This window comes from Nocardioides silvaticus (genome assembly GCF_003160695.1).
Classification (GTDB): Bacteria; Actinomycetota; Actinomycetes; order Propionibacteriales; family Nocardioidaceae; genus Nocardioides; species Nocardioides silvaticus.
The window spans coordinates 585,086-607,848 of the sequence record NZ_QGDD01000002.1; the positions used below are offsets into that span (position 1 = coordinate 585,086).

Genomic DNA, 22,763 nt, shown 5'->3' on the forward strand with positions numbered 1-22,763 from the left:
GACCTGCACCTTCGCGTATCCGCGCAGGTCAGGAGCCGGTTGACACCCCGCCACTCGCTCGCCAAAGTACCGACCGTTGCTCGTGCAGGTCGTGACAGGCGGACCGACGTCCGAGTGGCCGAAGACGGGGGTGTAGCGCCAACACCTCTGATCACGGTTCGCGGAGGTCGGTTCGCTCCACGAGAGCGACGCGGAAGGGTCGCTGTCTCCCTAGACAACATCCCGGTGCCGGCAGCCGGTCGGTGGTCGGGGTGGTCCGAAGGCGACACCGACCCTTCCGTTCATCCTGACCAGCGATCACTAGGCTGATCACGTGCTCGCCCGCCTCCTGCTCGCCGTCGCAGGCGGCCTGGCCCTCACGGCCTCGTTCGAGCCGATCGCCGTCGCCTACCTCGTCCCGATCGGCGTCGCGCTCTTCGCACTGGCGACGCGGGGACTCACCTTCTGGCGGTCCGGCCTGGTCGGCCTGGTCTTCGGGGTCGCCTTCTACTTCACCCACATCGACTGGATGCGCACGTCGATCGGGCCCGACGCCTGGTTCGCGCTGTCGTCGGTCGAGGCGCTGTTCTACGGTCTCGTCGGGCTCGCCGTCCCCTTGGTGCGGCGGCTGCCGGCCTGGCCGCTCTGGCTGGCCGCGACCTGGTGCGCGGTCGAGGCGCTGCGCACGGGCTGGCCGTTCAGCGGGATGCCCTGGGGCCGGCTCTCGTTCGCCGTCATCGACACGCCGGTCGCACCCACGGTCGCCTACGTCGGCCTGACCGGGCTCTCGTTCCTGCTGGCGCTGGTGGGCTTCCTCCTCGCCGCCGGGGTCGAGACGCTGCTGCCCGGCTCCGACCAGGGCGTACGACGTCCGCGGCTGGTCCCGCTCGGGTGCGCCGTCGCGCTGGTGGCGCTGCTCGTCGTGCCCGCCGTGGCGCCGTACGAGACCGAGGAGAGCGGCTCCGCCGTGGTGGCGGCCGTGCAGGGCGACGTGCCCGGGCCGGGCAACGACATCCTCTACGACCACCGCCAGGTGACCCGCAACCATGTGGACGCGACGATCCGGCTCGCCTCCGAGGGCGTGCGCCCGGACTTCGTGCTGTGGCCCGAGAACTCCACCGCGGTCGACCCGTTCACCGACGGCGACGTCAACGCCGGCATCCGCGAGGCCGTGGCCGCGATCGGGGTGCCCGTGGTGGTCGGCGGCCTGGTCGACGACGGCGACGAGCACGTGCTCAACCAGGGGATCGTCTGGGACCCCGAGACCGGGCCGGGGGACCGTTACACCAAGCACCATCCCGTCGCCTACGGCGAGTACATCCCCTACCGCCGCTACTGGGACCCCAACTTCGGTGCGCTCAACCGGATCAGCCGCGACATGAAGAGCGGCACCCGGACCACGCCGCTCCAGGTCGCGGGCATCCCGGTGGCGGACTCGATCTGCTTCGACGTGGCCTACGACGACGTGCTGCGGGACCAGGTCCGCGACGGCGCCGAGCTGCTCACGGTCCAGACGAGCAACGCCAGCTTCATCTTCACCGACCAGATCGAGCAGCAGTTCGCGATCACGCGGCTGCGCGCGGTCGAGTCCGGACGGTGGCTGGTGGTGGCCGCCACCAACGGCATCACCGGTGTCGTCGCGCCCGACGGCACCGTGGTCGCCTCCGCCGACCCCCGCACCACCGCGGTCGTCGTGGAACGGGTGGGCCTGAGCACCGAGCTCACACCGGCGATGAGGCTGGCGGCGTGGCCGTTGCGGGTGATCACCGGTCTGGCGCTCGTGGGCGTCCTGCTGGGCGCGATCGCGTACCGTCGAGGGCAGGATCAGACCCGGTCCACCCGGGCCACCGACGCACCGGAGCCCGAGACCACCCCCACTCCGAGCGAGGCCGGCGTTGGCTGACGAGCAGACGACGAACGGCGACGGGCCCGTCGCCGGGCTCGGTCGCGTCGTCATCGTCGTCCCGACGTACAACGAGGCCGCCAACCTGGCCTGGATCGTCGGCCGGACACGCCGCGCGCAGCCCGGCGTGGACGTGCTCGTCGTCGACGACAACTCGCCCGACGGCACCGGCACTGTCGCCGACGAGCTGGCCGCCGCCGACTCGCAGGTGCACGTGCTGCACCGCACCGCGAAGGGTGGGCTCGGTGCGGCGTACGTCGCGGGCTTCGGCTGGGCGCTGCGGGCCGGCTACGACGTGATCGGCGAGATGGACGCCGACGGGTCGCACCAGCCCGAGCAGCTGCACCGGCTGCTCGAGGCGCTCGGGACCGCGGACCTGGTGATCGGCTCCCGCTGGGTGCCGGGCGGCAGCGTCGTGAACTGGCCGCGCCGTCGGGAGGCGCTGTCGCGCGGCGGCAACCTCTACGTGCGGCTGCTGCTCGGGATCGACGTCCGCGACGCGACGGCCGGCTTCCGCGTCTTCCGCCGCGAGGCCCTGGAGAAGATCGACCTGGCCTCGGTGCGGTCGACCGGCTACGTGTTCCAGACCGACCTGGTCACCCGGTGCCTGCGCGCCGGGCTGGTCGTCCGAGAGGTGCCGATCGAGTTCATCGAGCGCGTGCACGGGGACTCGAAGATGAGCGGCCAGGTCGCGGTGGAGTCCCTCAAGCGGATCACGCAGTGGGGGCTTCGCGAGCGCTGGGACCGGTGGGCCCGATGAGCGCGGGCCGCCGGCGCCGGTGGTTGCCGCTGCTGCTGTTCGTCGCGTTCGTCGCGGTGCCGTTGCTCGAGATCTACGTCATCATCCAGGTCGGCCAGGCCATCGGGCCGTGGTGGACGATCCTCCTGCTGCTGCTGGACGGCCTCGTCGGCGCCTGGCTGGTCAAGCGGGAGGGTCGGCGCGCCTGGCAGGCGCTCCGGACCGCCCTGGAGAGCCGCCGGCCGCCCGCCAAGGAGCTGGCCGACGGCGCGCTGGTCCTCGTCGGCGGCACCCTGCTGCTCACGCCCGGGTTCGTCCTCGACGCGCTCGGGTTGCTGCTGGTGTTCCCGGTGACCCGCCCGCTGTTCCGGCGGCTGCTCACCGCCTACCTCGGCTCCCGGGTGACGGTCGCGATGACGCGGGGCGCGGCCGGGAGGCCGGGCCGGACAGCACGAGGCCCCGGCCCGACGCCAGGGGATGACGTCGTCCGGGGCGAGGTCGTGGAGGACTGAACCTCAGGCGTTCGCGGTCTTGCGCTTCCGGCCGCTGTTGCGGTGCAGGTGCGCCGGGCCGATCTCGCCGCCGCGGAGCAGCTCCAGCCGCTCGGTGAGGATGTCCTCGAGCTCCTTCTCGGAGCGCCGCTCCAGCAGCATGTCCCAGTGGGTGCGCTGCGGCTTCTCGACCTTCTCGACGCGCTCGATGCCGGCCGTGCTCTCGGCCTCGGCCCCGCAGCGCGGGCACTCCCAGACGGCGGGGACGTCGGCCTCGATGGACATCGTGATCTCGAACGAGTGGCCGTGGGCGCAGAGGTAGCCCACCTGCTGCCGGGCCGCGAACTCGATCCCGCGCTCGTCCTCGAACGACTGGCCACCCAGTCGGGCGCCTCGCAGGGTGCGCTCCGCCATGATTCTGTCCTCCCAAGTCCTGACCCTGCTCCTGGCGGGGTCCGGCGGCGTGGTCGCCGGGGGATCTCCCCGGGCACAGGTGACCGCCACCGTTACTGTTCAACGCTACCCGGGCGGCAAAGGTTCCATTCACACAACGGCGGGCTTGTCGTTGCCCGCGTCCCGGATGCCACGTTCGGTGTCGACCTTCAGCAGCAGCAGTCCGCCGATGGTGAAGAAGACGATGAGCGCGAAGACCGCCGGCCGGTACGACCCGCTGAACTGGTAGACCAGGCCGAACGTGAGCGTCCCCAGCCACGAGGTGCCGCGGTCCATCGCGTGGTAGAGGCTGAAGAACTCCGCCTCCTTGCCCCGCGGGATGAGCAGCGAGAAGTACGACCGCGCCAGCGCCTGCGTGCCGCCCAGGACGATGCCGATCGCGGTGGCCAGGAGCAGGAAGGCGACCAGGTTGTCCTCCGGGACCACCAGCGCCACGGTGACGATCAGCATCCAGACGACGAGCCCGGCGAGGATGACCTTCTTCGCGCCGGCCCGCCTCGCCGCCCTCCCGAACCCGATCGCCCCGCCGACCGCCACGAACTGCACCAGCAGGTAGGCGCCGAGCACGACACCGGTGTCGAACCCGAGCTCCTTCTCGCCGAAGATCGCCGCGGACGCGATGACGGTCTGGATGCCGTCGTTGAAGAAGAGGTAGGCCAGGAGGAAGGTGACGGCGACCGGGTAGCGCCGCATCTCCTTCAGCGTCGCCCACAGCTGCCCGAACGACTGCGCGACCAGGCCCCCGGTCGCCTCCGCGACGGCGACGGGTGGCTTGTCCCTGATGCCCCGCCACGGGATCAGGGTGAACCCGGCCCACCAGATCGCTCCCGACAGCAGGCTGATCCGCACGGCCATCTCGGTGCTGAGGCCCAGCCCGTCGTGGAAGGTGACGACCAGGAAGTTGGCGGCGAGCAGGAGCCCGCCGCCGGCGTACCCGTAGGCCCAGCCGACCGACGACACCCGGTCGCGCTCGTGCTCCTCGGAGATCAGGTTGAGCAGCGAGTCGCTGACCACGATCGAGGCGCCGAAGCACAGGTTGGCGACGATGAAGACCAGGCTGCCGAACAGCCACTTGTCATCGGTGAGGAAGAACAGCAGCCCGGCTGCGGCGGCGCCGACCCATGCGAAGCCGGCGAGCAGGTCCGTCTTGCGGGCGGTGCGGTCGGCCATCGCACCGATGAGTGGGTAGAGCAGGGCGCCCAGCACCGTCGACAGCGTGATGACGTACGACGGGAGCGAGCCCGGCGAGATCGCGAGCCCGAGCACGTCGAGGGTCTCGCGGCACTTGCGGTCGTCGTCGCCCACGAACCCGCAGGCGGCGCGCTCGGCGATCGTGATCAGGTAGGGCGCGAACAGGACGCCGGCGATCGTCGTGGCGAAGGCGGAGTTGGCCCAGTCGTAGAAGAACCAGGCCTTCTGCTCGCGGGCCCGGTTCAGCGGGCCGAGGTCGGCGATCTTGCTGTCCATGCGGGCTCCCTCCCGCCGGGGAGACTACTGCCACACACCCCGGGCGACGAGGACATCCTTGAGCAGGTCGGTGCGGTCGGTGAAGAGGCCGTCGACGCCGCGGTCGAGGAGCTCGCGCATCTCGGCGGGGTCGTCGACGGTCCACACGTGCACCTGCTTGCCGGCGGCGTGCGCGCGTCGCACCAGGCCTGCGCTCACGATGCGCACGCCGTGACGGCGGTGCGGCACCTGGAAGGCGACGAAGTCGCGGCCCGCCAGCCGGTCGGCGAGGCGGGCGCTCGGCAGGAAGCGGAACGCGACGATCTCCCACGGGTGGGCCGCCGTGGCGACCCGGCCGCCGGTGAGGCGGCGGAACTCCCGGATCCGGCCGGGGGAGAAGGACCCCACCAGGACCCGGTCCCACAGGTCCCGCTCCGCGACCAGCGCCGCCAGCGCCTCCGCCGCCCCGGCGGACTTGATGTCGATGTTGAAGCGGGCGTCCGGGAAGGCGTCCAGCAGCTGCTCGAAGGTCGGCACCTGCTCCCGCCCACCGATCCGCGCCTCGCGGATCTCGTCCAGGGTCAGGTCGGCGATCGCTCCGACCCGGTCGGTCACCCGGTCCAGGACGTCGTCGTGGAAGGCCAGCAACGCGCCGTCCTTGGTGACGTGCACGTCGGTCTCGAGATAGGTGTAGCCGAGCGCGGCGGCGTGCCGGAATGCGGCCAGGGTGTTCTCCAGCCCCTCGATCTCCGGGTGGTAGGCGCCGCCGCGGTGCGCGAAGGCGAGGACCCGGCCTTCCTCCAGGTACAAGGGCCGACCTAGATGTCCCTGAAGGTCTCGATCTCGGCGCCGAGGGAGCCGAGCCGCTCGGCAAGGTCCTCGTAGCCACGGTGGATGACGTAGGTGCCGCGCAGCACCGAGGTGCCCTTGCTGGCCAGCATCGCCAGCAGCACGACGACCGCCGGCCGGAGCGCCGGCGGGCACATCAGCTCGGCACCGGTCCACGAGGTCGGGCCCTCGATCATCACCCGGTGCGGGTCGAGCAGGCTCACCCGGCCGCCGAGCTTGTTGAGGTCGGTGAGGTAGATGGCCCGGTTGTCGTAGACCCAGTCGTGGATGTAGGTCTGCCCCTCGGCCACGGCCGCGATGACCGCGAAGAACGGCAGGTTGTCGATGTTGAGGCCGGGGAACGGCATCGGGTGGATCTTGTCCCGCGGCGCCACCAGCCTCGAGGGGAGCGTGCGGATGTCGACGAGCCGGGTGCGCCCGTTGGCGGCGAGGTACTCCTCGGAGAGCTCGTAGCGGAAGCCCATCTCCTCCAGCACCGCGAGCTCGATCTCGAGGAACTCGATCGGCGCCCGTCGCACGGTGATCTCAGACTTGGTGACGATCGCTGCCGCGAGCAGGGACATCGCCTCGATCGGGTCCTCGCTGGGTGCGTAGTCGACGTCGACGTCGATGACCTCCTTGCCGGTCACCTTCAGCGTCGTCGTGCCGATGCCGTCCACCTCGACGCCGAGCGCCTGCAGGTAGAAGCAGAGGTCCTGGACCATGTAGTTGGACGACGCGTTGCGGATCACCGTCGTCCCGGGGTGCAGCGCAGCCGCCATCAGCGCGTTCTCGGTGACCGTGTCGCCCCGCTCGGTGAGCACGATCGGGCGTCCCGGGACGATCGCCCGGTCGACCTGACCGTGGTACCAGCCGTCGGTGGCCTTGACCTCCAGCCCGAACGGCCGCAGCGCCGACATGTGCGGCTCCACCGTGCGGGTGCCGAGGTTGCAGCCGCCGGCGTAGGGGAGCTCGAAGGTGTCGGCACGGTGGAGGAGCGGGCCGAGGAACATCAGCACCGACCGGGTACGGCGCGCGGCGATCTCGTCGATGCGGCTGAGGTCGAGCTCCTTCGGCGGGACGATCTCGAGGTCGTTCTCCTCGTTGATCCAGCGCGTCTGCACGCCCAGGCTGCCGAGCACCTCGAGCAGCCGGTTGACCTCCTCGATCCGCGCCACCTTGCGCAGCGTGGTGCGGCCGCGGTTGAGGAGGGAGGCGCACAGCAGCGCGACGCCGGCGTTCTTCGACGTCTTCACGTCGATCGTGCCGGAGAGCGTGGTGGGGCCCTTGACCCGCAGGTGGGTCGGGCCGGCGCCGAGTGCGACGATCTCGGAGTCGAGCGCGGCGCCGATCCGGGCCAGCATCTCCAACGAGAGGTTCTGGTGGCCCTTCTCGATCCGGTTGATCGCGCTCTGGCTGGTGCCGAGCAGCTCGGCGAGGGAGCTCTGGGTGAGTCCGCGGTGCTTGCGGGCGTCGCGGATCAAGTTGCCGATGCGGCCCTTGTAGCCCTGCTCACCCGTCTCGTTCTCGACGAAAGGAGAAACCGTCATGCTCACGACGGTAACTCACATATGAGATATCGCAAACCGACGCGGCCGGGGGAGCCCGTCAGGTCCGGTACGGCAGGATGACCGCCATGCGCGCCACGACCATCCACGCCCCTCGCGACATCCGTGTCGAGGAGTTCCCCGACCCGCAGATCCAGCGCCCGACGGACGCCATCGTCAAGGTGGTCGCAGGGTGCGTGTGCGGGTCCGACCTGTGGCCGTACCGGGGGGAGAACCCGATCCAGGAGGGATCGACGATCGGCCACGAGTGCGTCGGCGTCGTCGAGGAGGTCGGCGCGGACGTCGAGGCGTTCCGGCCCGGGGACTTCGTCGTCGTGCCGTTCTGCCACTGCGACAACACCTGCGCCCACTGCCAGGCCGGGGCCCAGTCGGCGTGCGTCAACCTCGGCATGACCAACAGCGGCCAGGCGGAGTACGCCCGGGTGGTCCAGGCCGACGGCAGCCTGGTCGCGACCGACGGCACACCCGACCCGGCGCTGATCCCGTCGCTGCTCGCGCTCACCGACGTGATGCCGACCGGTTGGCACGCCGCGGTGTCGGCAGGCGTGACCGAGGGGGGCTCGGTGGTCGTGGTCGGCGACGGGGCCGTCGGGCTCTGTGGAGTGCTGGCCGCGTCGGTCATGGGTGCCGAGACCATCATCGCGATGTCGCGCCACCAGAGCCGCCAGGAGCTGGCCACGGCCTTCGGCGCCACCCACGTCGTGGCCGAGCGCGGCCGCGAGGGCGCGGCCGCGGTCAAGGAGATCACCGGGGGAGTGGGCGCCGACGCCGTGCTCGAGTGCGTCGGCACCGACGACTCGATGGGCACCGCGTTCGCCGTCGCCCGCCCCGGCTCCATGGTCGGCTTCGTCGGCGTGCCCCACGGCGTCGAGCTGCCGGTGGGGCGGATGTTCCAGAAGAACGTCGGCCTTCGCGGCGGCATGGCGCCGGTCCGGCGCTACCTCCCGGAGCTGCTCGACCTCGTCGTCAGCGGCCGGATCGACCCGGGCCGGGTCTTCGACCTGACCCTGCCGCTCGAGGAGGCGCCCGAGGCCTACCGCGCCATGGACGAGCGCCGGGCGATCAAGGTGCTGCTGCAGCCCTAGTTCCCGACGACGGCGCCGTCGTCGGACGTCGGCTGGTCGGGGTCCTCGCCGTCCTGGTCCGGGCGGTCCTCCTCCGGGCCGTCCTGCTCCTCGAGCTCGAGGGTGACGCCCCCGCCGGTGAGGGTGAGCATGCCCTCGCTCAGCGCTGCGGTCGTGCCCGCGCCGAGGAAGGTCGTCAACCACGCGTCCTGGTCGTTGCGCCCGTCCGGGCAGCCCATCTCGGTGCTGCCCATGTCGGTGACCGACAGCGTGTCCCCGTCCGCCGCGGCGGTGCCGAACAGGTGGTTGCAGCCGGCGTCGGCGGACACGTCGGTGCCCTCGAAGGCGAGGCGGACCCGGGTGCCGTCGACGAGCTGGCGACCCTCGACCCGGACCGAGGCGAAGACCCGTCCGTCCAGGTCGTCCAGCGACAGGCCGGCCTCGTCGTCGGTGGCCGTCGGCGTCGGTTCCTCGTCGCCGCAGGCCTGCAACGAGAGGGCGAGCACGGCGGCCAGCGCTGTCAGGATCGTCTTCACGCCGATGGGACGTCGGGTCACGCCGTCAGGTTCCCACACGGGACGACCGACGTCAGGCGACCTGGCCGGGCATCAGGACCGGCGGGCAGTTGCAGCTGTCGCTGCACGGCAGGTAGGTGTGCACCCCGTGTCCGCACGACTGGCAGGGCAGGTCGTGCGACAGGTGGTCGACGCGCCCCGTCGTCAGGGTGTCCCACATGATCGGCACCTCCTCTCCTGCGTCTCCCTTTACTGACTGAGCAACGACGGTAGGCACGTGATACGGCCACCGTGGGCCGAATGCGGGGAAACCGTCCTCACGTCCCAGGGGGCCTGGTCCGAAATGACCAGCGCCCCTGGTCGAGAGGGTGGAGTCGGTGATCCAGGACCGGATCTGATAGCGATTGGGGCGTTCGGGGGACGGCGGCGAGCGGCGCCCTCTACGGTCGGAGCCGGGAGAGGATGAGCACGGATCGGGGGCCGTGCTCCGGGGACGGGGAGAAGCTCCATGGTGGTCGTCGACCGCGTCGGCGCGCGTCCACGAAGGCGCGTGGGGAACTGGGCCTTCCTGCGCACGCCGTGGGCGTGCCGGGTCTGGATCGGTGGCGCTCTCGGCCTGGCGCTGGTCGGTCCGGTCGTCCTCGCGGACCTCGGGCGCGAGCGCACGGCGATGCCCGAGGCGCTCACCGGGCTGGTCCTGATCGGGCTGTCGGTCCTGAACGTCGAGATCGGCCGGATGCTCGAGGGTGGCGTCAGCCGCGGGCAGCGCCCGCACAAGGGGCTGACGGCCTGGGCGCTCGCGAGTGCACTGCTCCTCCCGACCTGGTGGCTGCTCCCGGTCGTCGCCGTCACCTACGCCCACGGCTGGTGGCGCGGGATGCGGGTGACGCCGTGGAAGTGGATCGGCTCGGCGGCGTACGTCGTGATCGCGGGTCTGGTGGCCGCGATCACGGCGCGCGCCGTCCTCGGCGCCGAGCCGAACCTGATGGTCGGCGACGGCCGGCTCGGCGTCGTGGCCGTGCTGGCTGCCGTGGCGGCCTTCCTGGTGACGACCACTGTCCTGTTCCACGGCAGCGCCTACCTCAACCACCGTGCCGACGAGGTGTGGCTGCGTCGGACGCTGGCCAGCCCGTCGTTCTACCTGACCGAGACCGGGGTGCTGCTCGTCGGCGGTCTGTCGGCCGCGATCTGGACCGGCGGCGGCTGGTTCGTGGCACTGCTGGCGCCGGTCTACCTGCTGACCCAGCGCGCGGCCCTCCACGAGCCGCTGCGCGAGCGTGCCGAGCACGACGACAAGACCGGCGCCCTGCGGTTCGAGTCCTGGCGCCGGCTCGCCACGGCCCGGGCCGAGCGGTGCGTCCGGCAGGACCAGCCGTGGAGCGTGCTGTTCGGCGACATCGACCACTTCCGGGACTACAACGAGACGTGGGGCCACCTCGTCGGCGACGCCGCGCTCGTGGCCGTCGCCGACGCCATCGCCACGGAGCTGCGCGACGGCGACCTGCTGGGCCGGTTCGGCGGGGAGGAGTTCTGCGTCTTCCTTCCCGGCGTCTCGGTCGTCGAGGCGGCGGCGGTCGCGGAGCGGATCCGCGCCCGGGTCGCGTCGGCACCGGTGCCGACCGGAGATCCCGTCACGATCAGCATCGGCGGGGCCGCGGTGCCGCCGGGCGCGGCGCCGGAGCTCGTCTCGGTGCTGACCACCGCGGACCGGGCGCTCTACCGCGCCAAGCGCGACGGGAGGGACCGCTCGACCGTCAGCCTGGTGGAGGCGGTCGACGCCGCCTGATGCCCGCGCGGACCATCGGCTGGTCCGTTGTGACCAGGACGGTGTGGACGAAGGCCCGTCGAGGTTTCGTCGGGCGCTGGGTGAGCATGAGAGTACCGACACGAGGGGGCCGTCATGGGAGCAGGACCGACAGTCGACGCAGGACCCGCCCGCGGCAGTGAGGGCGCCGTCGCCGGGTGCGGGTTCCCGGCGTGCGAGGGCGACCCGGTCACCGAGCGCGGCATGTGCGAGGTGCACCAGCGGGTGGCGGTCTCGCGCACCGGTTCGTGGCTCGAGGCGGGCTGACCGATCCCGACGCCGGGACCCGGCAGCGCAGTAGCCTCCGGACATGGCGACCCGCGTCCGGTTCCCGAGCAGCACCGGTCCGCTCCTCGCCGGGCTGGTCGACGAGCCCGACGGGCCGGCCCGCGGCTGGGGCCTGTTCGTCCACGGGCTGACCCTCGGCAAGGACTGCCCTGCGGCCGCGCGCATCTGCAAGCAGCTGGCGCGCGACGGCATCGGGATGCTGCGCTACGACAACCTCGGCCTGGCCGACTCCGAGGGCGACTGGGGGGACGGCTCGTTCACCCAGAAGGTGGCCGACACGATCGCGGCCGCCCGGTTCATGGCGGACCGCGGCACGTCGGTCGACGTGCTGGTCGGGCACTCGCTGGGCGGTGCTGCTGCGCTGGCGGCGGCGGTCCCCGCACAGGTGCGCGCCGTCGTGAGCATCGGCGCGCCGATCGACCCCGGCCACGCCGAGAACCAGTACGACGCGCTCGTCGACCGGGTGCTGAGCGAGGGGCAGGCGGAGTGGCTCGTCGGCGGTCGCGCGCTGACACTGCGTCGCTCGTTCGTCGAGGACATGCGCAACGCCGACCTGCGCGAGTCGATCCGTGACCTGCACATGCCTCTTCTGGTGATGCACTCGCCGACCGACAACACCGTCGGGATCGCCAACGCGAGCGAGATCTTCCGCACCGCCCGTCACCCCCGCAGCTTCGTCTCGCTCGAAGGCTCCGACCACCTGCTGACGAAGCCGGGCCAGGCGCAGCGGGCGGGACGCATCATCTCGGCATGGGCCGACCAGTACCTCGTCGACTAGGCTCCCCGCCGTGACCAGCCCGGCCGGCGACCAGCGCCTCCGCGACCTCGCTCTGCTGCGGAGGGTCAAGGACCGGATGGACCGCGAGTACGACCAGCCCCTCGACGTCGCCGCCCTCGCGCGCGGGGTCGGCATGTCCGCCGGCCACCTCAGCCGCCAGTTCCGCGAGGCCTACGGCGAGCCGCCCTACTCCTACTTGATGACGCGCCGCATCGAGCGGGCGATGACCCTGCTCCGACGCGGCGACTTGAGCGTCACCGAGGTCTGCTTCGCGGTCGGCTGCTCGTCGCTGGGCACGTTCAGCACCCGGTTCACCGAGCTCGTCGGGGTCCCGCCGAGCGTCTACCGCGACGACCCCGAGCGCTCGACGGAGGGCATGATCGCCTGCGTCGCCAAGAAGGTGACCCGACCGGTGCGGAACCCGGCCGCGGCGGGAGTCAGACGGTCCGGACCAGCACCTCGGGGGTGAGGTCGGCGATCGAGCGGTAGCCGTTGAGGCCCATCGTGAGGTCCGCCTCGGCCAGCAGGCACTGCAGGACGTGGTGGGCGCCGGCTGCGCCGGCCAGGCTGATGCCCCAGCCGTAGGGACGGCCGATGCCGACCGCGGTCGCCCCGAGGGCGAGCGCCTTGACGACGTCGACCCCCGAACGGACGCCCGAGTCGAAGAGCACCGGCATCCCCTCGGCCGCCTCGACGACAGCGGGCAGGAAGTCGATCGCCGGTGCGCTCGCCGCCTGCCGGCCGCCGTGGTTGGAGCAGTAGATCCCGTCGATCCCGCCGTCCCGGGCGCGCCGGACGTCGTCGGGGTGGCAGATCCCCTTGAGCAGCACCGGCAGCGCCGTGAGCCCGCGCAGCCACTCGATGTCGTCCCAGGAGAGCCCGGGGTTGCCGAACGTCATCGCCCACGCGATCGCCGCGGCGCCCAGGTCCTCCTCGGGCGTCTTCTCGAGCCGGCTGCGGAACACCGGGTCGCTGAAGTAGTTGGCGAGGCACAGCCCGCGCAGCTGCGGGAAGGTGGCGTGTCGCAGGTCGCGCGGCCGCCAGCCGAGGGACCAGGTGTCGAGCGTGACCACGATGCCGGCGTACCCCGCCGCTTCGGCACGGCGCACGAAGCTCTCGGCCAGCTCGCGGTCGTTCGGCGTGTAGAGCTGGTAGAAGCCCGGGGTGTCGCCGAGCTCCGCGGCGACTGTCTCCATCGGGTCCTGCACCAGGGTCGAGATCACCGCCGGGACGCCGGACGCGGCCGCCGCGCGGGCCACCTCGAGGTCGCCGTGCTGGCTCTCGTGCATCACGCCGATGACGCCGATCGGCGCCATGAACAGGGGAGTGGGGTAGCGGCGCCCGAACAGCTCGATCGAGAGGTCCCGTTCCGCCGCGCCCGCCAGCATCCGCGGGACGATGCCCCAGCGGTGGAACGCCGTGACGTTGGCGCGCTGGGTGTGCTCGTCGCCAGCACCACCGGCGACGTAGTCGAGCAGCTCGGGGTCCATGACCTCGCCGGCGCGTGCCTCGAGGTCGGAGTAGGTCAGGGGGAGCTCGGGCTTCGCCCCGGTCAGCCCGTCGAGGTAGATGCCCAGCTGGAAGTCGGCGAAGTTGGCCATGCCGCGCATGATGCCGTACGACGAGGCATGCAACTGGTCAGGAATCGAGAAGCCGTCGTCGGCGAGCCGCAATAGCGTTGCGCCCATGGAGATCAAGATCAACGCCAGCTTCCTGCCGCACAGCAACCCCGACGAGTCGCTCGCGTTCTTCCGTGACGTCCTGGGCTTCGAGGTCCGCAACGACGTCGGCTACGAGGGGATGCGCTGGATCACCGTCGGTCCGGCGGGCCAGCCGGACACCAGCATCGTGCTGCACCCGCCGGGTGCCACCCCGGGCCTGACCGACGAGGAGCGCACCATGCTGCTCGAGCTGATGGCGAAGGGCATCTACTTCGGGGTCAACCTGGCGACGGACGACGTGGACGCCACGTTCGACACCCTCCAGGCGCGCGGCGCCGAGGTGATCCAGGAGCCGATGGACCAGCCCTACGGCACCCGCGACTGCGCCTTCCGCGACCCGGCCGGCAACGAGCTCCGGATCCAGCAGGTCCAGCAGGCAGACTGACGTCCATGGCCACCCCCACCAGCCCCACGACCCCCACGGCCGACAGCCACGACCTGATCCGCGTCCAGGGCGCCCGCGAGAACAACCTCAAGGACGTCGACGTCGAGATCCCGAAGCGCCGGCTCACCGTCTTCACCGGCGTGTCCGGATCGGGCAAGAGCTCGCTGGTCTTCAGCACGATCGCCGCCGAGTCGCAGCGGCTCATCAACGAGACCTACTCCACGTTCGTCCAGGGCTTCATGCCCACTCTCAACCGGGCTGACTACGACGTGCTCGAGGGCATCACGCCCGCGATCGTCGTCGACCAGGAGCGGATGGGCGCCAACGCGCGCTCGACGGTCGGCACCGTGACCGACGCGAACGCGATGCTGCGCGTGCTGTTCAGCCGCCTCGGCACGCCGTACATCGGTCCGCCGACGGCGTTCTCCTTCAACGTGCCGACTCGCAAGGCCAGCGGCGTGATGGAGACTCAGAAGTCAGGCGGTCGGGTCGAGAAGAACGTCGTCAAGCAGGCCATCTACCTCGGCGGCATGTGTGCCCAGTGCGAGGGCCGCGGCACCGTGTCCGACCTCGACCTGACCCAGATCATCGACGAGTCGAAGTCGCTGGTCGAGGGCGCGATCCTGGTGCCGGGCTACACCGCGGACGGGTGGATGGTGGCGCCGTACAAGGAGGTCGTGCCGGCCGACAAGCCGATCGCCAAGCTCACCAAGAAGCAGCGCGACGACCTGCTCTACGCCGAGCCCCGCAAGGTCAAGGTCGAGAAGATCAACATCACCTACGAGGGCCTGATCCCGAAGATCCGGAAGTCGATGTTCAGCAAGGACGTCGACTCGCTTCAGCCACACATCCGGGCATTCGTCGAGCGGGCGGCGGTGTTCGGGCCGTGCCCGGGTTGCGACGGCACCCGGCTCAACGAATCCGCACGGTCCTCGACCATCGAGGGCAAGAACATCGCCGACGTCTGCGCGATGCAGATCACCGACGCCGCTGAGTGGCTGCGGGCCGTCGACGACCCCGGGGTCGCGCCGCTGGTGGCCAACTTGCTGCACCTGCTCGACTCCTTCGTCGCGATCGGCCTCGGCTACCTGTCCCTCGACCGGCCTTCCGGCAGCCTGTCGGGTGGTGAGGCGCAGCGCACCAAGATGATCCGGCACCTCGGCTCCGCGCTGACCGACGTGACCTACGTCTTCGACGAGCCGACCGTCGGCCTGCACCCGCACGACATCGAGCGGATGAACAAGCTGCTGCTCGAGCTGCGCGACAAGGGCAACACGGTGCTCGTCGTCGAGCACAAGCCGGAGACGATCGCGATCGCCGACCACGTGGTCGACCTCGGTCCGGGCGCCGGTACGGCGGGCGGCGCGGTCTGCTTCGAGGGCACGGTCGACGGCCTGCGCGACAGCGGCACCCTGACCGGCCTGCACCTGCACTACAAGGCCCGCCTCAAGGAGTCGGTGCGGACGCCGTCCGGCAAGCTCGAGATCCGGGGCGCCGACACCCACAACCTGCAGGACGTCGACGTCGACGTGCCGCTCGGCGTGCTCTGCGTCGTCACCGGTGTCGCCGGGTCCGGGAAGAGCTCGCTGATCCACGGGTCGCTGGTGGACGGCAGGGCCGGCGCGGACGCGGGCGTGGTCCTGGTCGACCAGTCGGCGATCAAGGGGTCACGGCGCAGCAACCCGGCGACGTACACCGGTCTGCTCGAGCCGATCCGCAAGGCCTTCGCCAAGGCCAACGGGGTCAAGCCGGCCCTGTTCTCGTCCAACTCCGAGGGTGCCTGCCCGACATGCAACGGCAACGGGATGATCTACACCGAGCTGGGCTTCATGGAGACGGTGGCGACCGTGTGCGAGGACTGCGGCGGCAAGCGGTTCCAGGCCGAGGTCCTCGAGCTGCGGTTCGGCGGCCTCAACATCGCCGAGGTCCTCGACCTGCCCGTCGCCGAGGCGCACGCCTTCTTCGCCGAGGGCGAGGCCAAGACGCCCGCGGCGGCGACGCTGCTGGCGCGGATGGAGGACGTGGGGCTCGGTTACGTCAAGCTCGGCCAGCCGCTCAACACCCTGTCCGGGGGAGAGCGGCAACGCCTCAAGCTGGCGACCCACCTGTCCGACAAGGGTGGCACGTTCGTGCTCGACGAGCCCACCACCGGCCTGCACCTCGCCGATGTCGACAACCTGCTGGGCCTGCTGGACCGGCTGGTCGACTCGGGCAAGTCGGTCATCGTGATCGAGCACCACCAGGCCGTGATGGCGCACGCCGACTGGATCATCGACCTGGGGCCCGGTGCCGGCCACGACGGCGGGACGGTCGTCTTCGAGGGCACCCCGGCAGAGCTGGTGAAGTCCCGCTCGACGCTCACCGGGCAGCACCTGGCGGACTATGTCGGTGGCTGAGGCGACGCTGGTGTCATGAGCCGCACGATCCAGGTCACCTTCGACGCCCACGACCCGCGCGCCCTGTCGACGTTCTGGCGCGACGTGCTCGGCTACGTCCATCCCGCCCCACCGGGGGTGGAGCTGGCGGCGGGAGCGGACCCGCTAACCGCGTGGGACGACTTCCTGGAGCGCTCCGGGGTGCCCGAGGACCGGCGCAACAGCGCGTCAGCGATCGAGGACCCCGACGGCGACGGCCCACGCGTGTTCTTCCAGCAGGTCCCCGAGGACAAGGTCGCGAAGAACCGGGTCCACCTCGACGTCCGGGCAGCACCGGGGCTGACGGGGGAGGAGCGGATGGCGGTGCTGGAGGCGGAGTGTGAACGACTCGTTGCCCTCGGCGCCCACCGGGTGCGCCGGTTCGATCCGGCGCCCCCGATGGGCAACGGTCACATCGTGATGAGCGACCCCGAGGGCAACGAGTTCTGTCTCGACTGATCAGCAGACGCTAGTAGTACAAGCGCCGCTCGCCGCGGATCGGCACCAGGTTGAGGATCAGGCCGACCACGATCAGGATCGCACCGATCGTGGTGAGGACCGAGATGCTGGCCAGCAGGCCGATCACCAGGAGGATCACTCCGAGGATCACCATGTTTCTTTCTCCTTGTCCGGTCGACGTGGGGTGTCGACGCATGCCTCCCCGGTACCCCGCGTCGCACCGGCTATCCGCCCCGAACCCCCGTCTGACCTGCACGATCACGTCAGGACCACCAGCTGCTGGGTCGCCCGGGTCATCGCGACGTAGCGATCCACCGCACCCTCGATCCCGGTCCCGAACGCGGCCGGTCCGACCAGGACGACCAAGTCGAACTCCAGGCCCTTCACGAGCTCGGGGGAGAGCGAACGCACCCGACGGGTCGGCTCGAACGTGGGGTCGCCGATGACGCAGGCGACTCCCTCGGGGTGGACCTCGAGCCACTCATCGAGCACCTGCCGGAGGTCGGTGACCGGACCGTGCGCCACCGGAACGCCGGTACGACGGATCGAGGTCGGGACGTTCGCGTCCGGCAGCGCCTCACGGATCACCGGTGCGGCCTCGGCCATGACCTCCTCCGGCGTGCGGTAGTTGACGGTCAGCGACGCCAGCTGCACGCGGTCGAGCCCCACCCGGGCCAACCGTTCCTCCCACGACTCCGTGAACCCGTGCCGGGCCTGGGCGCGGTCGCCCACGATCGTGAAGCTCCGCGAGGGGCAACGCTGGAGCAGCATCTGCCACTCGGCGTCGGTCAGCTCCTGGGCCTCGTCCACGACGACGTGGCCGAACGGCCCGGCCAGCAGGTCCGGATCGGCGGTGGGCACGGAGGACTCGTCGTCGAGGTCGTTCTGGGCGTCCGGCCGCCGCAGCATCGACATCACCTTCATCTCGGTGTCGTCGGACGCGACGAGGTGGTCGACGACCACGGCCATCTCCTTCCGCCGCGCGGCGAGCGCCGCCTCCTGCCGCCGCTTCCGGGCGGGTGCGTCCGGGTCGCCGAGTCGTCGGCGGGCCGCGTCCAGGATCGGCAGGTCGGAGGCGGTCCACGCCTGTCCGTCTGCACGCCGGAGCGCGGCCACCTCGTCGGGGGAGAGCCACGGCGCGCACATCCGCAGGTAGGCCGGAACCGTCCACAGGTCGCCCACCAGGTCCGCGGGATCGATGATCGGCCAAGCGCGGTGGAAGGCGTCGGTGAGCACCTGGTTGCGCGCGAAGGAGCGCTTGAGGAGGGCGGGGGAGAGGTCGCTCTCCTCCTCGAGCTCGTGCTTGTCCACGAGGATGGCGACCAACGCCTCCCACACCTCGTCGCGCGCCTCGTTGTGCGGCGTGCCGGGGTCAGGGGCCGCGAACGCCTCCGCCCAGTCCTCGGCACTCAGCCAGACCTCCGACCAGTCGGTCTCCACGAGGATGCCCTCGGTCGGCGCTTCCTCGTAGAGCCGCACGGCGGGCTCGATCGCCCGCACCATGCGGGCGTCGGCCTTCAGGCGCGCCACCTCGGGATCGGTCTCGGCGTCCGCGGCCGCACCCTCCGGCACCAGGTCGGCCAACGTGCAGGTGCGGACGCCCTCCTCGCCGAGGCTCGGCAGCACGTCGGCGACGTAGGCCAGGTAGGGACGGTGCGGTCCCACGAACAGGATGCCGCCGCGGCCCTCGCCGAGCCGCGGGTCGGCATAGAGGAGGTACGCCGAGCGGTGCAGCGCCACCACCGTCTTGCCGGTGCCCGGGCCGCCGTCGACGACGAGCGCGCCGCGCGAGCCGGCCCGGACGATGGCGTCCTGATCCGCCTGGATGGTCGCCAGCACGTCCTGCATCTGCCCGGACCGGCTGCCGCCGAGGCTGGCGATGAACGCGGACTGGTCGTCGAGCGCGACGTGCCCGGTGAGTGCGTCGGGATCGAAGACCTCGTCCCAGTAGTCGGTGATCCGGCCGCGGGCCCAGCGGTAGCGCCGCCGGCTCCGCAGCCCCATCGGGTTCGCATGGGTCGCGCCGAAGAACGGCGCGGCCGCAGGGGAGCGCCAGTCGACGAGCACGCGGTCCCCGGCGGCGTCGGTGAGCCCGACCCGGCCGATGTAGACCGGCTCGGCGTCGTCCTCGGCGACCATCCGTCCGAGGCAGAGGTCGAGGCTGAAGCGGCGCAGGGTGCGCAACCGTGCGGTCAGCCGGTGCACCTCCTGGTCCCGGTCCAGGGCCTGCTGGCCGGCACCGCCCGGCGCGCGTCGTACGGCGTCGAGGCGGTCGGTGAGGGTGGTGACGGATTGCTGGAGGCTCTCCGCGATGGCTGCGAAGTGCTGCTCGTCGGTGGAAATCAGGGCCGGGTCGGCCTTGGCGGAAAGGTGCGGGGGAAGGGCGAAAGCAGTCATGGAGCCGCGGATTCTGCCTGCCGACCAGGGCCTTGCGGCAAGACCCCCTCTGCGCTATAAGTTGAAAACGGCAGGAGGATTCGCTGGCGCATCAGCCACAATCCCTCATGCTCTCGATGGAGGAGATCTTCCCGCCGTTCGCCCTCCGGATCTCGTGCGGTCCCGTGACCCTGCGCGTCCTGCGCGACGACGACATACCGGAGGTGGTCGAGCTCGTCTGCGACGGGATCCAGGTCCCTGGTCTACCGATGCCCTTCCTCCGGGGCTGGCACGAGGAGCCGTTCGCGGTCGGCTCTCCGCAGGGGTTCCCCACGAGCTCGCTGCGGTGGTGGTGGACGCAGCGGGCGACGTTCGCCCCCGAGGAGTGGCGTCTCGCTCTCGTCGTCAGGCGCGACGGTGTGCTGGCCGGCATGCAGGACATGCATGCCGTGGACTACCCGCAGACCCGCCAGGTGCAGACGGGCTCGTGGCTGGGTCGGGCGCACCAGGGGAGCGGCACCGGCACGTTGATGCGCCAGCTCGTCGTCGGCTTCGCGTTCGACGAGCTCGGCGCGGAGCGGTGCGAGTCCGGCTACATCGTGGGCAACGCCGCATCCGCGGGCGTCAGCCGCAAGGTGGGGTACCGCGAGAACGGCCGGCGCCGCCTGGCGCAGCTCACCCAGGACGGCAAGGTCGGCGTCGACGAGCAACGCGTCGTCGTCACGCCCGAGAGCTACGTCCGTCCGGGCGACCCGGTCTCGATCGAGGGCGCCGACCGCGTTCGCCGCTTCCTCGGCATCGACCAATGATATCTTGACATCAAGATAATTCTCCAGGAGGCGTTCTGATGATCACCGGCTACGACCACGTGCAGGTCACCATCCCGCGGGACGGGGAGGACGTCGCCCGCACGTTCTACGGAGAGCTGCTGGCGATGGCGGAGATCCCGAAGCCGCCGGCGCTGGCGGCTCGCGGCGGCTGCTGGTTCCAGTCCGGGTCGGCCGTCATCCACCTCGGCGTCGAGGAGCCGTTCGCACCGGCCCGCAAGGCGCACCCAGCGTTCCTCGTCGAGGACCTCGACGCGCTGCAGACGCAGCTCGCCGACGCCGGCCACGAGTGCACGAGAGCGGACGGCGAGATCCCCGGTGTCGTCCGGTTCCACACGTTCGACCCGTTCGGGAACCGGATCGAGTTCCAGCAGGCGTAGGCGAATCGCCGATAAGTGACATTATGTCAGTTAGAACGGATAGGGCCCTCTCCCGCGGCGTACGGTGATGGCCATGGCTGACAGCGAGCTCGCCAGCGTCCGCTACCTCGTCGACGACGTCGAGGCGGCGGTCGAGTTCTACACGACCCACCTGGGGTTCACGCTCGAGATGAGCGCCGGCGCCGCCTTCGCCGACGTACGGCGCGGTGCGCTGCGACTCCTCGTGTCGGGAGCCGCCAGCTCCGGCGCCCGCGCAACTCCCCCTGACGTCGCCGCCGTGGCCGGGCGCAACCGCATCCACCTGCAGTACGACGACCTCGTGTCCGAGATCGAACGCCTCGGGGAAGCCGGCCTGACCTTCGTCAGCGACCTCGTCTCAGGACCGGGCGGTCAACAGATCCTGCTCGCCGATCCCTCGGGCAACCTGGTCGAGCTGTTCCAGCAGGCTCCGCGCGACTGACATAACGCCACGCTGGGCGAATCAGTCGCTTGAACGCACCTCGGCTCAGGCCGGCTGCGGGCCCAGCTGTGTCGTCGGCTCGGAGTCGATGATCACCGAGGTGAACCGGTAGATCGCGATCTCGGTGTAGCCGGTCTGCAGGTCGGAGTAGTCGCCACCGAGGCTGTTCACGCCGACGGTGATCACGTTCTTGCCGATCCGGATGTAGGACTGCCGGAGCGTGATGTCGAGCTCCGAGCCGTCCGGGTCGACGACGGTGCCGGACGCCGTCACGTTGACCTGGTCGTCGATGGTGTCGGTGGAGAGGGTGCCGTCGTAGGTGACGTCGAGGTCCCACTCGAAGCCCTCGGTGTCGGTGCCGACCACCTCGGTGCAGGACCCCAGCACCTCGTGCAGGCCGTCGAACGCCTCCGCGACCGCGTTGCCGTCCTCGTACGACGAGGCGCCGCTCGCGATCGACGGGTCGCCCTCGGAGTAGGTGTACTCGACGTCGTGCTCGCCGACCTCGATCGGGTCGAGGCTGTCGCTGATCACCTCGATGTCGCCGAAGCAGCCGGGCGAGCCGCTCTCGACGTCGGACTCGACCTGGCCGCCGGTCCAGTTCTCGCCGAGGTTCTCGGGCGCCAGCACGACGGACTCGAGCTGCTCCTGGGTCAGCGCGGGACCGGAGTCGTCGACCGGGGTGTCGCCCTGCCCGTCCTGCCCGTCCTGACCGTCCTGACCGTCGGTGGGCCCGTCGATCACGTTGCCGTCGGCATCGACGACGACCGTCTCGGTCTCGGTCGCCTCGGCGTCGCCGCCGTCGTCACCGCAGCCGACGGCGAACAGCGAGACCAGGGCGAGGGTGCCGGCCGTCGCAAAAGTGCGGCGGGCAGGGACGTTCTTCACGGGAGACCTCCAGGTAAAGGATCGAGACCTCCGGATGCTGCCACCCGTCGGCCCCGCCCAACCGCGGTTCGGGCCCGAATCGTTCTCAGGAACGAGTCACAGGGCTCGGAGCCGCGGAAGCACCTCTGCGCACATCCGCTCGGTCCACGCCACCGGGTCCTCGCCCTGCGGCATCAGCGTGACCAACTCGATCCCGAGCGCGGCGTACTCCCCCATCGTCGCGACGAAACCGTCGACGTCGGCCAGCGGGTCGGTGGCCTCGAAGATCATCGTCTTGCGGATCGCGTCGTAGTCGGTGCCGACCGCCTCGCAGTGACCGCGGAGCACGCCGAGCTTGTGCTCCATCACCTCCGGCGAGGAGCCGAAGATGTTGCACCACTGGGCGTACTGCGCGACGAACCGGAGCGTCTTCTTCTCCCCCGCTCCCCCGATCATGATCGGCGGGTGCGGCTGCGCCAGCGGCGGCGGCACGCAGATCGTCTCGGCGAGCTGGAAGTGCGCGCCGTCGTACGGACCGTCGTCGTCGCTCCACAGCTGCCGACAGATCTGGAGGGTCTCCTCGAGGCGCTCGAACCGCTCGGACGTCGAGGGGAAGGGTACGCCGAGGCCGACGTGCTCCCGCTCGTACCAGCCCGCGCCGATGCCCAGCAACGCCCGGCCGCCCGAGAGCCGGTCGAGCGTCGTGACGGTCTTCGCCAGCAGCCCCGGGTGCCGGTAGGTCGCTCCGGTGACCAGGGCGCTCAGCCGGATCCGGTCGGTGACGGCGGCCACGTGCGCGAGGCTGAGGTAGGCCTCAAGCATCGGCTCCGCCGGCCCGCCCATGTTCTCCATCTGGAACCAGTGGTCCATGACGGTGAACAGCTCCGCTCCCCCGGCCTCGGCGGCCTGGGCCGTCGCGACCAGCTTGTCGGTGAGGTGCTCCTCCCAACCAGGATGGGAGAAGTTCGCGTAGTGCACTCCGAGCTCCACACGGACACCGTAGTCAGGGCCCCAACCG

25 protein-coding genes are annotated in these 22,763 nt (G+C 70.9%); 14 read left to right on the forward strand and 11 right to left on the reverse strand.

Going from position 1 to position 22,763, the window contains the following annotated elements:
• Positions 1-313 precede the first annotated feature (313 nt).
• The 3 genes from lnt to DJ010_RS07690 are packed head-to-tail and all read left to right on the forward strand — an operon-like array spanning position 314 to position 3,133.
• A complete protein-coding gene (gene lnt, locus DJ010_RS07680; RefSeq protein WP_109693013.1) occupies positions 314-1,882 on the forward strand; it encodes an apolipoprotein N-acyltransferase in 1,569 nt (522 codons plus the stop codon).
• Positions 1,875-2,642 (forward strand): polyprenol monophosphomannose synthase, encoded by a 768-nt coding sequence (locus DJ010_RS07685; RefSeq protein WP_109693014.1) that lies wholly within the window; start codon positions 1,875-1,877, stop codon positions 2,640-2,642. The genes lnt and DJ010_RS07685 overlap by 8 nt, the downstream gene beginning before the upstream one ends.
• A complete protein-coding gene (locus tag DJ010_RS07690) occupies positions 2,639-3,133 on the forward strand; it encodes an FxsA family protein (protein ID WP_109693171.1) in 495 nt (164 codons plus the stop codon). Before DJ010_RS07685 ends, DJ010_RS07690 begins: the two co-directional genes overlap by 4 nt.
• Positions 3,134-3,136: 3 nt before the next feature.
• Here the strand turns inward: DJ010_RS07690 and DJ010_RS07695 are convergent, their stop codons facing one another.
• From DJ010_RS07695 to DJ010_RS07710, 4 genes are all read right to left on the reverse strand, one after another.
• Positions 3,137-3,526, reverse strand: a complete 390-nt coding sequence (locus DJ010_RS07695) for an RNA polymerase-binding protein RbpA (RefSeq protein ID WP_109693015.1) — start codon at positions 3,524-3,526, stop codon at positions 3,137-3,139.
• Between the two features lie 129 nt (positions 3,527-3,655).
• Entirely contained in the window at positions 3,656-5,032 is a 1,377-nt protein-coding gene (locus DJ010_RS07700) for an MFS transporter (protein WP_109693016.1), read from the reverse strand.
• Between the two features lie 24 nt (positions 5,033-5,056).
• Entirely contained in the window at positions 5,057-5,821 is a 765-nt protein-coding gene (locus tag DJ010_RS07705; RefSeq protein WP_109693017.1) for a glycerophosphodiester phosphodiesterase family protein, read from the reverse strand.
• Between the two features lie 8 nt (positions 5,822-5,829).
• On the reverse strand, positions 5,830-7,389 hold the full coding sequence (locus tag DJ010_RS07710) for a helix-turn-helix domain-containing protein (protein WP_109693018.1): 1,560 nt from the start codon (positions 7,387-7,389) through the stop codon (positions 5,830-5,832).
• Between the two features lie 86 nt (positions 7,390-7,475).
• On the opposite strand from DJ010_RS07710, the gene DJ010_RS07715 reads away from it, so the two are divergent.
• Positions 7,476-8,492 carry a zinc-dependent alcohol dehydrogenase family protein gene (locus DJ010_RS07715; RefSeq protein ID WP_109693019.1) on the forward strand — a complete coding sequence of 339 codons (1,017 nt, stop codon included), beginning with the start codon at positions 7,476-7,478 and terminating at the stop codon, positions 8,490-8,492.
• Here DJ010_RS07715 and DJ010_RS07720 read toward each other — a convergent pair.
• Together DJ010_RS07720 and DJ010_RS22255 are read right to left on the reverse strand one after the other, a co-directional pair.
• Positions 8,489-9,028 carry an META domain-containing protein gene (locus DJ010_RS07720; protein WP_158282966.1) on the reverse strand — a complete coding sequence of 180 codons (540 nt, stop codon included), beginning with the start codon at positions 9,026-9,028 and terminating at the stop codon, positions 8,489-8,491. The genes DJ010_RS07715 and DJ010_RS07720 overlap by 4 nt on opposite strands.
• A 31-nt stretch (positions 9,029-9,059) precedes the next feature.
• Complete coding sequence (locus tag DJ010_RS22255; RefSeq protein ID WP_170124622.1) at positions 9,060-9,206, reverse strand: hypothetical protein; 147 nt, start codon at positions 9,204-9,206, stop codon at positions 9,060-9,062.
• Between the two features lie 330 nt (positions 9,207-9,536).
• Here DJ010_RS22255 and DJ010_RS07725 point away from each other — a divergent pair, with 330 nt between their 5' ends.
• From DJ010_RS07725 to DJ010_RS07735, 4 genes are all read left to right on the forward strand, one after another.
• Complete coding sequence (locus DJ010_RS07725; RefSeq protein WP_146207283.1) at positions 9,537-10,772, forward strand: sensor domain-containing diguanylate cyclase; 1,236 nt, start codon at positions 9,537-9,539, stop codon at positions 10,770-10,772.
• 114 nt (positions 10,773-10,886) lie between these two features.
• A complete protein-coding gene (locus DJ010_RS22025; protein ID WP_158282967.1) occupies positions 10,887-11,057 on the forward strand; it encodes a hypothetical protein in 171 nt (56 codons plus the stop codon).
• A gap of 43 nt (positions 11,058-11,100) precedes the next feature.
• Entirely contained in the window at positions 11,101-11,856 is a 756-nt protein-coding gene (locus tag DJ010_RS07730; protein ID WP_109693022.1) for an alpha/beta hydrolase family protein, read from the forward strand.
• 76 nt (positions 11,857-11,932) lie between these two features.
• Positions 11,933-12,325 (forward strand): helix-turn-helix transcriptional regulator, encoded by a 393-nt coding sequence (locus DJ010_RS07735; RefSeq protein WP_109693172.1) that lies wholly within the window; start codon positions 11,933-11,935, stop codon positions 12,323-12,325.
• On the opposite strand, the gene DJ010_RS07740 is transcribed toward DJ010_RS07735, so the two are convergent.
• On the reverse strand, positions 12,294-13,544 hold the full coding sequence (locus DJ010_RS07740; RefSeq protein ID WP_245927328.1) for an alpha-hydroxy-acid oxidizing protein: 1,251 nt from the start codon (positions 13,542-13,544) through the stop codon (positions 12,294-12,296). The genes DJ010_RS07735 and DJ010_RS07740 overlap by 32 nt on opposite strands.
• Here DJ010_RS07740 and DJ010_RS07745 point away from each other — a divergent pair.
• Genes DJ010_RS07745 through DJ010_RS07755 form a run of 3 tightly spaced genes read left to right on the forward strand, consistent with a single transcriptional unit; the run spans position 13,543 to position 16,835 of the window.
• Positions 13,543-13,962 (forward strand): VOC family protein, encoded by a 420-nt coding sequence (locus DJ010_RS07745; RefSeq protein WP_109693023.1) that lies wholly within the window; start codon positions 13,543-13,545, stop codon positions 13,960-13,962. The genes DJ010_RS07740 and DJ010_RS07745 overlap by 2 nt on opposite strands.
• Before the next feature lie 5 nt (positions 13,963-13,967).
• On the forward strand, positions 13,968-16,358 hold the full coding sequence (locus tag DJ010_RS07750) for an ATP-binding cassette domain-containing protein (protein ID WP_109693024.1): 2,391 nt from the start codon (positions 13,968-13,970) through the stop codon (positions 16,356-16,358).
• Between the two features lie 15 nt (positions 16,359-16,373).
• Positions 16,374-16,835 carry a VOC family protein gene (locus tag DJ010_RS07755; RefSeq protein WP_109693025.1) on the forward strand — a complete coding sequence of 154 codons (462 nt, stop codon included), beginning with the start codon at positions 16,374-16,376 and terminating at the stop codon, positions 16,833-16,835.
• 10 nt (positions 16,836-16,845) lie between these two features.
• Here DJ010_RS07755 and DJ010_RS22260 read toward each other — a convergent pair whose 3' ends face one another.
• Positions 16,846-16,989, reverse strand: a complete 144-nt coding sequence (locus tag DJ010_RS22260) for a hypothetical protein (protein WP_170124623.1) — start codon at positions 16,987-16,989, stop codon at positions 16,846-16,848.
• Positions 16,990-17,093: 104 nt separating this feature from the next.
• A complete protein-coding gene (gene helR / locus DJ010_RS07760; protein WP_109693026.1) occupies positions 17,094-19,232 on the reverse strand; it encodes an RNA polymerase recycling motor ATPase HelR in 2,139 nt (712 codons plus the stop codon).
• Positions 19,233-19,339: 107 nt separating this feature from the next.
• On the opposite strand from helR, the gene DJ010_RS07765 reads away from it, so the two are divergent.
• The 3 genes from DJ010_RS07765 (at position 19,340) to DJ010_RS07775 (ending at position 20,878) form a co-directional block, all read left to right on the forward strand.
• Positions 19,340-20,020 carry a GNAT family N-acetyltransferase gene (locus DJ010_RS07765; protein WP_109693027.1) on the forward strand — a complete coding sequence of 227 codons (681 nt, stop codon included), beginning with the start codon at positions 19,340-19,342 and terminating at the stop codon, positions 20,018-20,020.
• Positions 20,021-20,058: 38 nt separating this feature from the next.
• Complete coding sequence (locus DJ010_RS07770) at positions 20,059-20,418, forward strand: VOC family protein (protein ID WP_109693028.1); 360 nt, start codon at positions 20,059-20,061, stop codon at positions 20,416-20,418.
• Between the two features lie 73 nt (positions 20,419-20,491).
• Complete coding sequence (locus DJ010_RS07775) at positions 20,492-20,878, forward strand: VOC family protein (RefSeq protein WP_109693174.1); 387 nt, start codon at positions 20,492-20,494, stop codon at positions 20,876-20,878.
• A 45-nt stretch (positions 20,879-20,923) separates the two neighbouring features.
• On the opposite strand, the gene DJ010_RS07780 is transcribed toward DJ010_RS07775, so the two are convergent.
• Complete coding sequence (locus DJ010_RS07780; RefSeq protein WP_109693029.1) at positions 20,924-21,766, reverse strand: hypothetical protein; 843 nt, start codon at positions 21,764-21,766, stop codon at positions 20,924-20,926.
• 96 nt (positions 21,767-21,862) lie between these two features.
• Complete coding sequence (locus DJ010_RS07785; protein WP_109693030.1) at positions 21,863-22,735, reverse strand: LLM class F420-dependent oxidoreductase; 873 nt, start codon at positions 22,733-22,735, stop codon at positions 21,863-21,865.
• Between the last annotated feature and the right edge of the window lie 28 nt (positions 22,736-22,763).

Coding starts and splice junctions, on each gene's coding strand:
- DJ010_RS07755 (WP_109693025.1), top strand. CDS start 16,374: ATGAGCCGCACGATCCAGGTCACCTTCGACGCCCACGACCCGCGCGCC.
- DJ010_RS07770 (WP_109693028.1), top strand. CDS start 20,059: ATGATCACCGGCTACGACCACGTGCAGGTCACCATCCCGCGGGACGGG.
- DJ010_RS07775 (WP_109693174.1), top strand. CDS start 20,492: ATGGCTGACAGCGAGCTCGCCAGCGTCCGCTACCTCGTCGACGACGTC.
- DJ010_RS22260 (WP_170124623.1), bottom strand. CDS start 16,989: ATGGTGATCCTCGGAGTGATCCTCCTGGTGATCGGCCTGCTGGCCAGC.
- DJ010_RS07715 (WP_109693019.1), top strand. CDS start 7,476: ATGCGCGCCACGACCATCCACGCCCCTCGCGACATCCGTGTCGAGGAG.
- DJ010_RS07710 (WP_109693018.1), bottom strand. CDS start 7,389: ATGACGGTTTCTCCTTTCGTCGAGAACGAGACGGGTGAGCAGGGCTAC.
- DJ010_RS22025 (WP_158282967.1), top strand. CDS start 10,887: ATGGGAGCAGGACCGACAGTCGACGCAGGACCCGCCCGCGGCAGTGAG.
- DJ010_RS22255 (WP_170124622.1), bottom strand. CDS start 9,206: ATGTGGGACACCCTGACGACGGGGCGCGTCGACCACCTGTCGCACGAC.
- DJ010_RS07730 (WP_109693022.1), top strand. CDS start 11,101: ATGGCGACCCGCGTCCGGTTCCCGAGCAGCACCGGTCCGCTCCTCGCC.
- DJ010_RS07740 (WP_245927328.1), bottom strand. CDS start 13,544: ATGGGCGCAACGCTATTGCGGCTCGCCGACGACGGCTTCTCGATTCCT.
- DJ010_RS07695 (WP_109693015.1), bottom strand. CDS start 3,526: ATGGCGGAGCGCACCCTGCGAGGCGCCCGACTGGGTGGCCAGTCGTTC.
- DJ010_RS07700 (WP_109693016.1), bottom strand. CDS start 5,032: ATGGACAGCAAGATCGCCGACCTCGGCCCGCTGAACCGGGCCCGCGAG.
- helR (WP_109693026.1), bottom strand. CDS start 19,232: ATGACTGCTTTCGCCCTTCCCCCGCACCTTTCCGCCAAGGCCGACCCG.
- DJ010_RS07745 (WP_109693023.1), top strand. CDS start 13,543: ATGGAGATCAAGATCAACGCCAGCTTCCTGCCGCACAGCAACCCCGAC.
- DJ010_RS07690 (WP_109693171.1), top strand. CDS start 2,639: ATGAGCGCGGGCCGCCGGCGCCGGTGGTTGCCGCTGCTGCTGTTCGTC.
- DJ010_RS07735 (WP_109693172.1), top strand. CDS start 11,933: ATGGACCGCGAGTACGACCAGCCCCTCGACGTCGCCGCCCTCGCGCGC.
- DJ010_RS07765 (WP_109693027.1), top strand. CDS start 19,340: ATGCTCTCGATGGAGGAGATCTTCCCGCCGTTCGCCCTCCGGATCTCG.
- DJ010_RS07750 (WP_109693024.1), top strand. CDS start 13,968: ATGGCCACCCCCACCAGCCCCACGACCCCCACGGCCGACAGCCACGAC.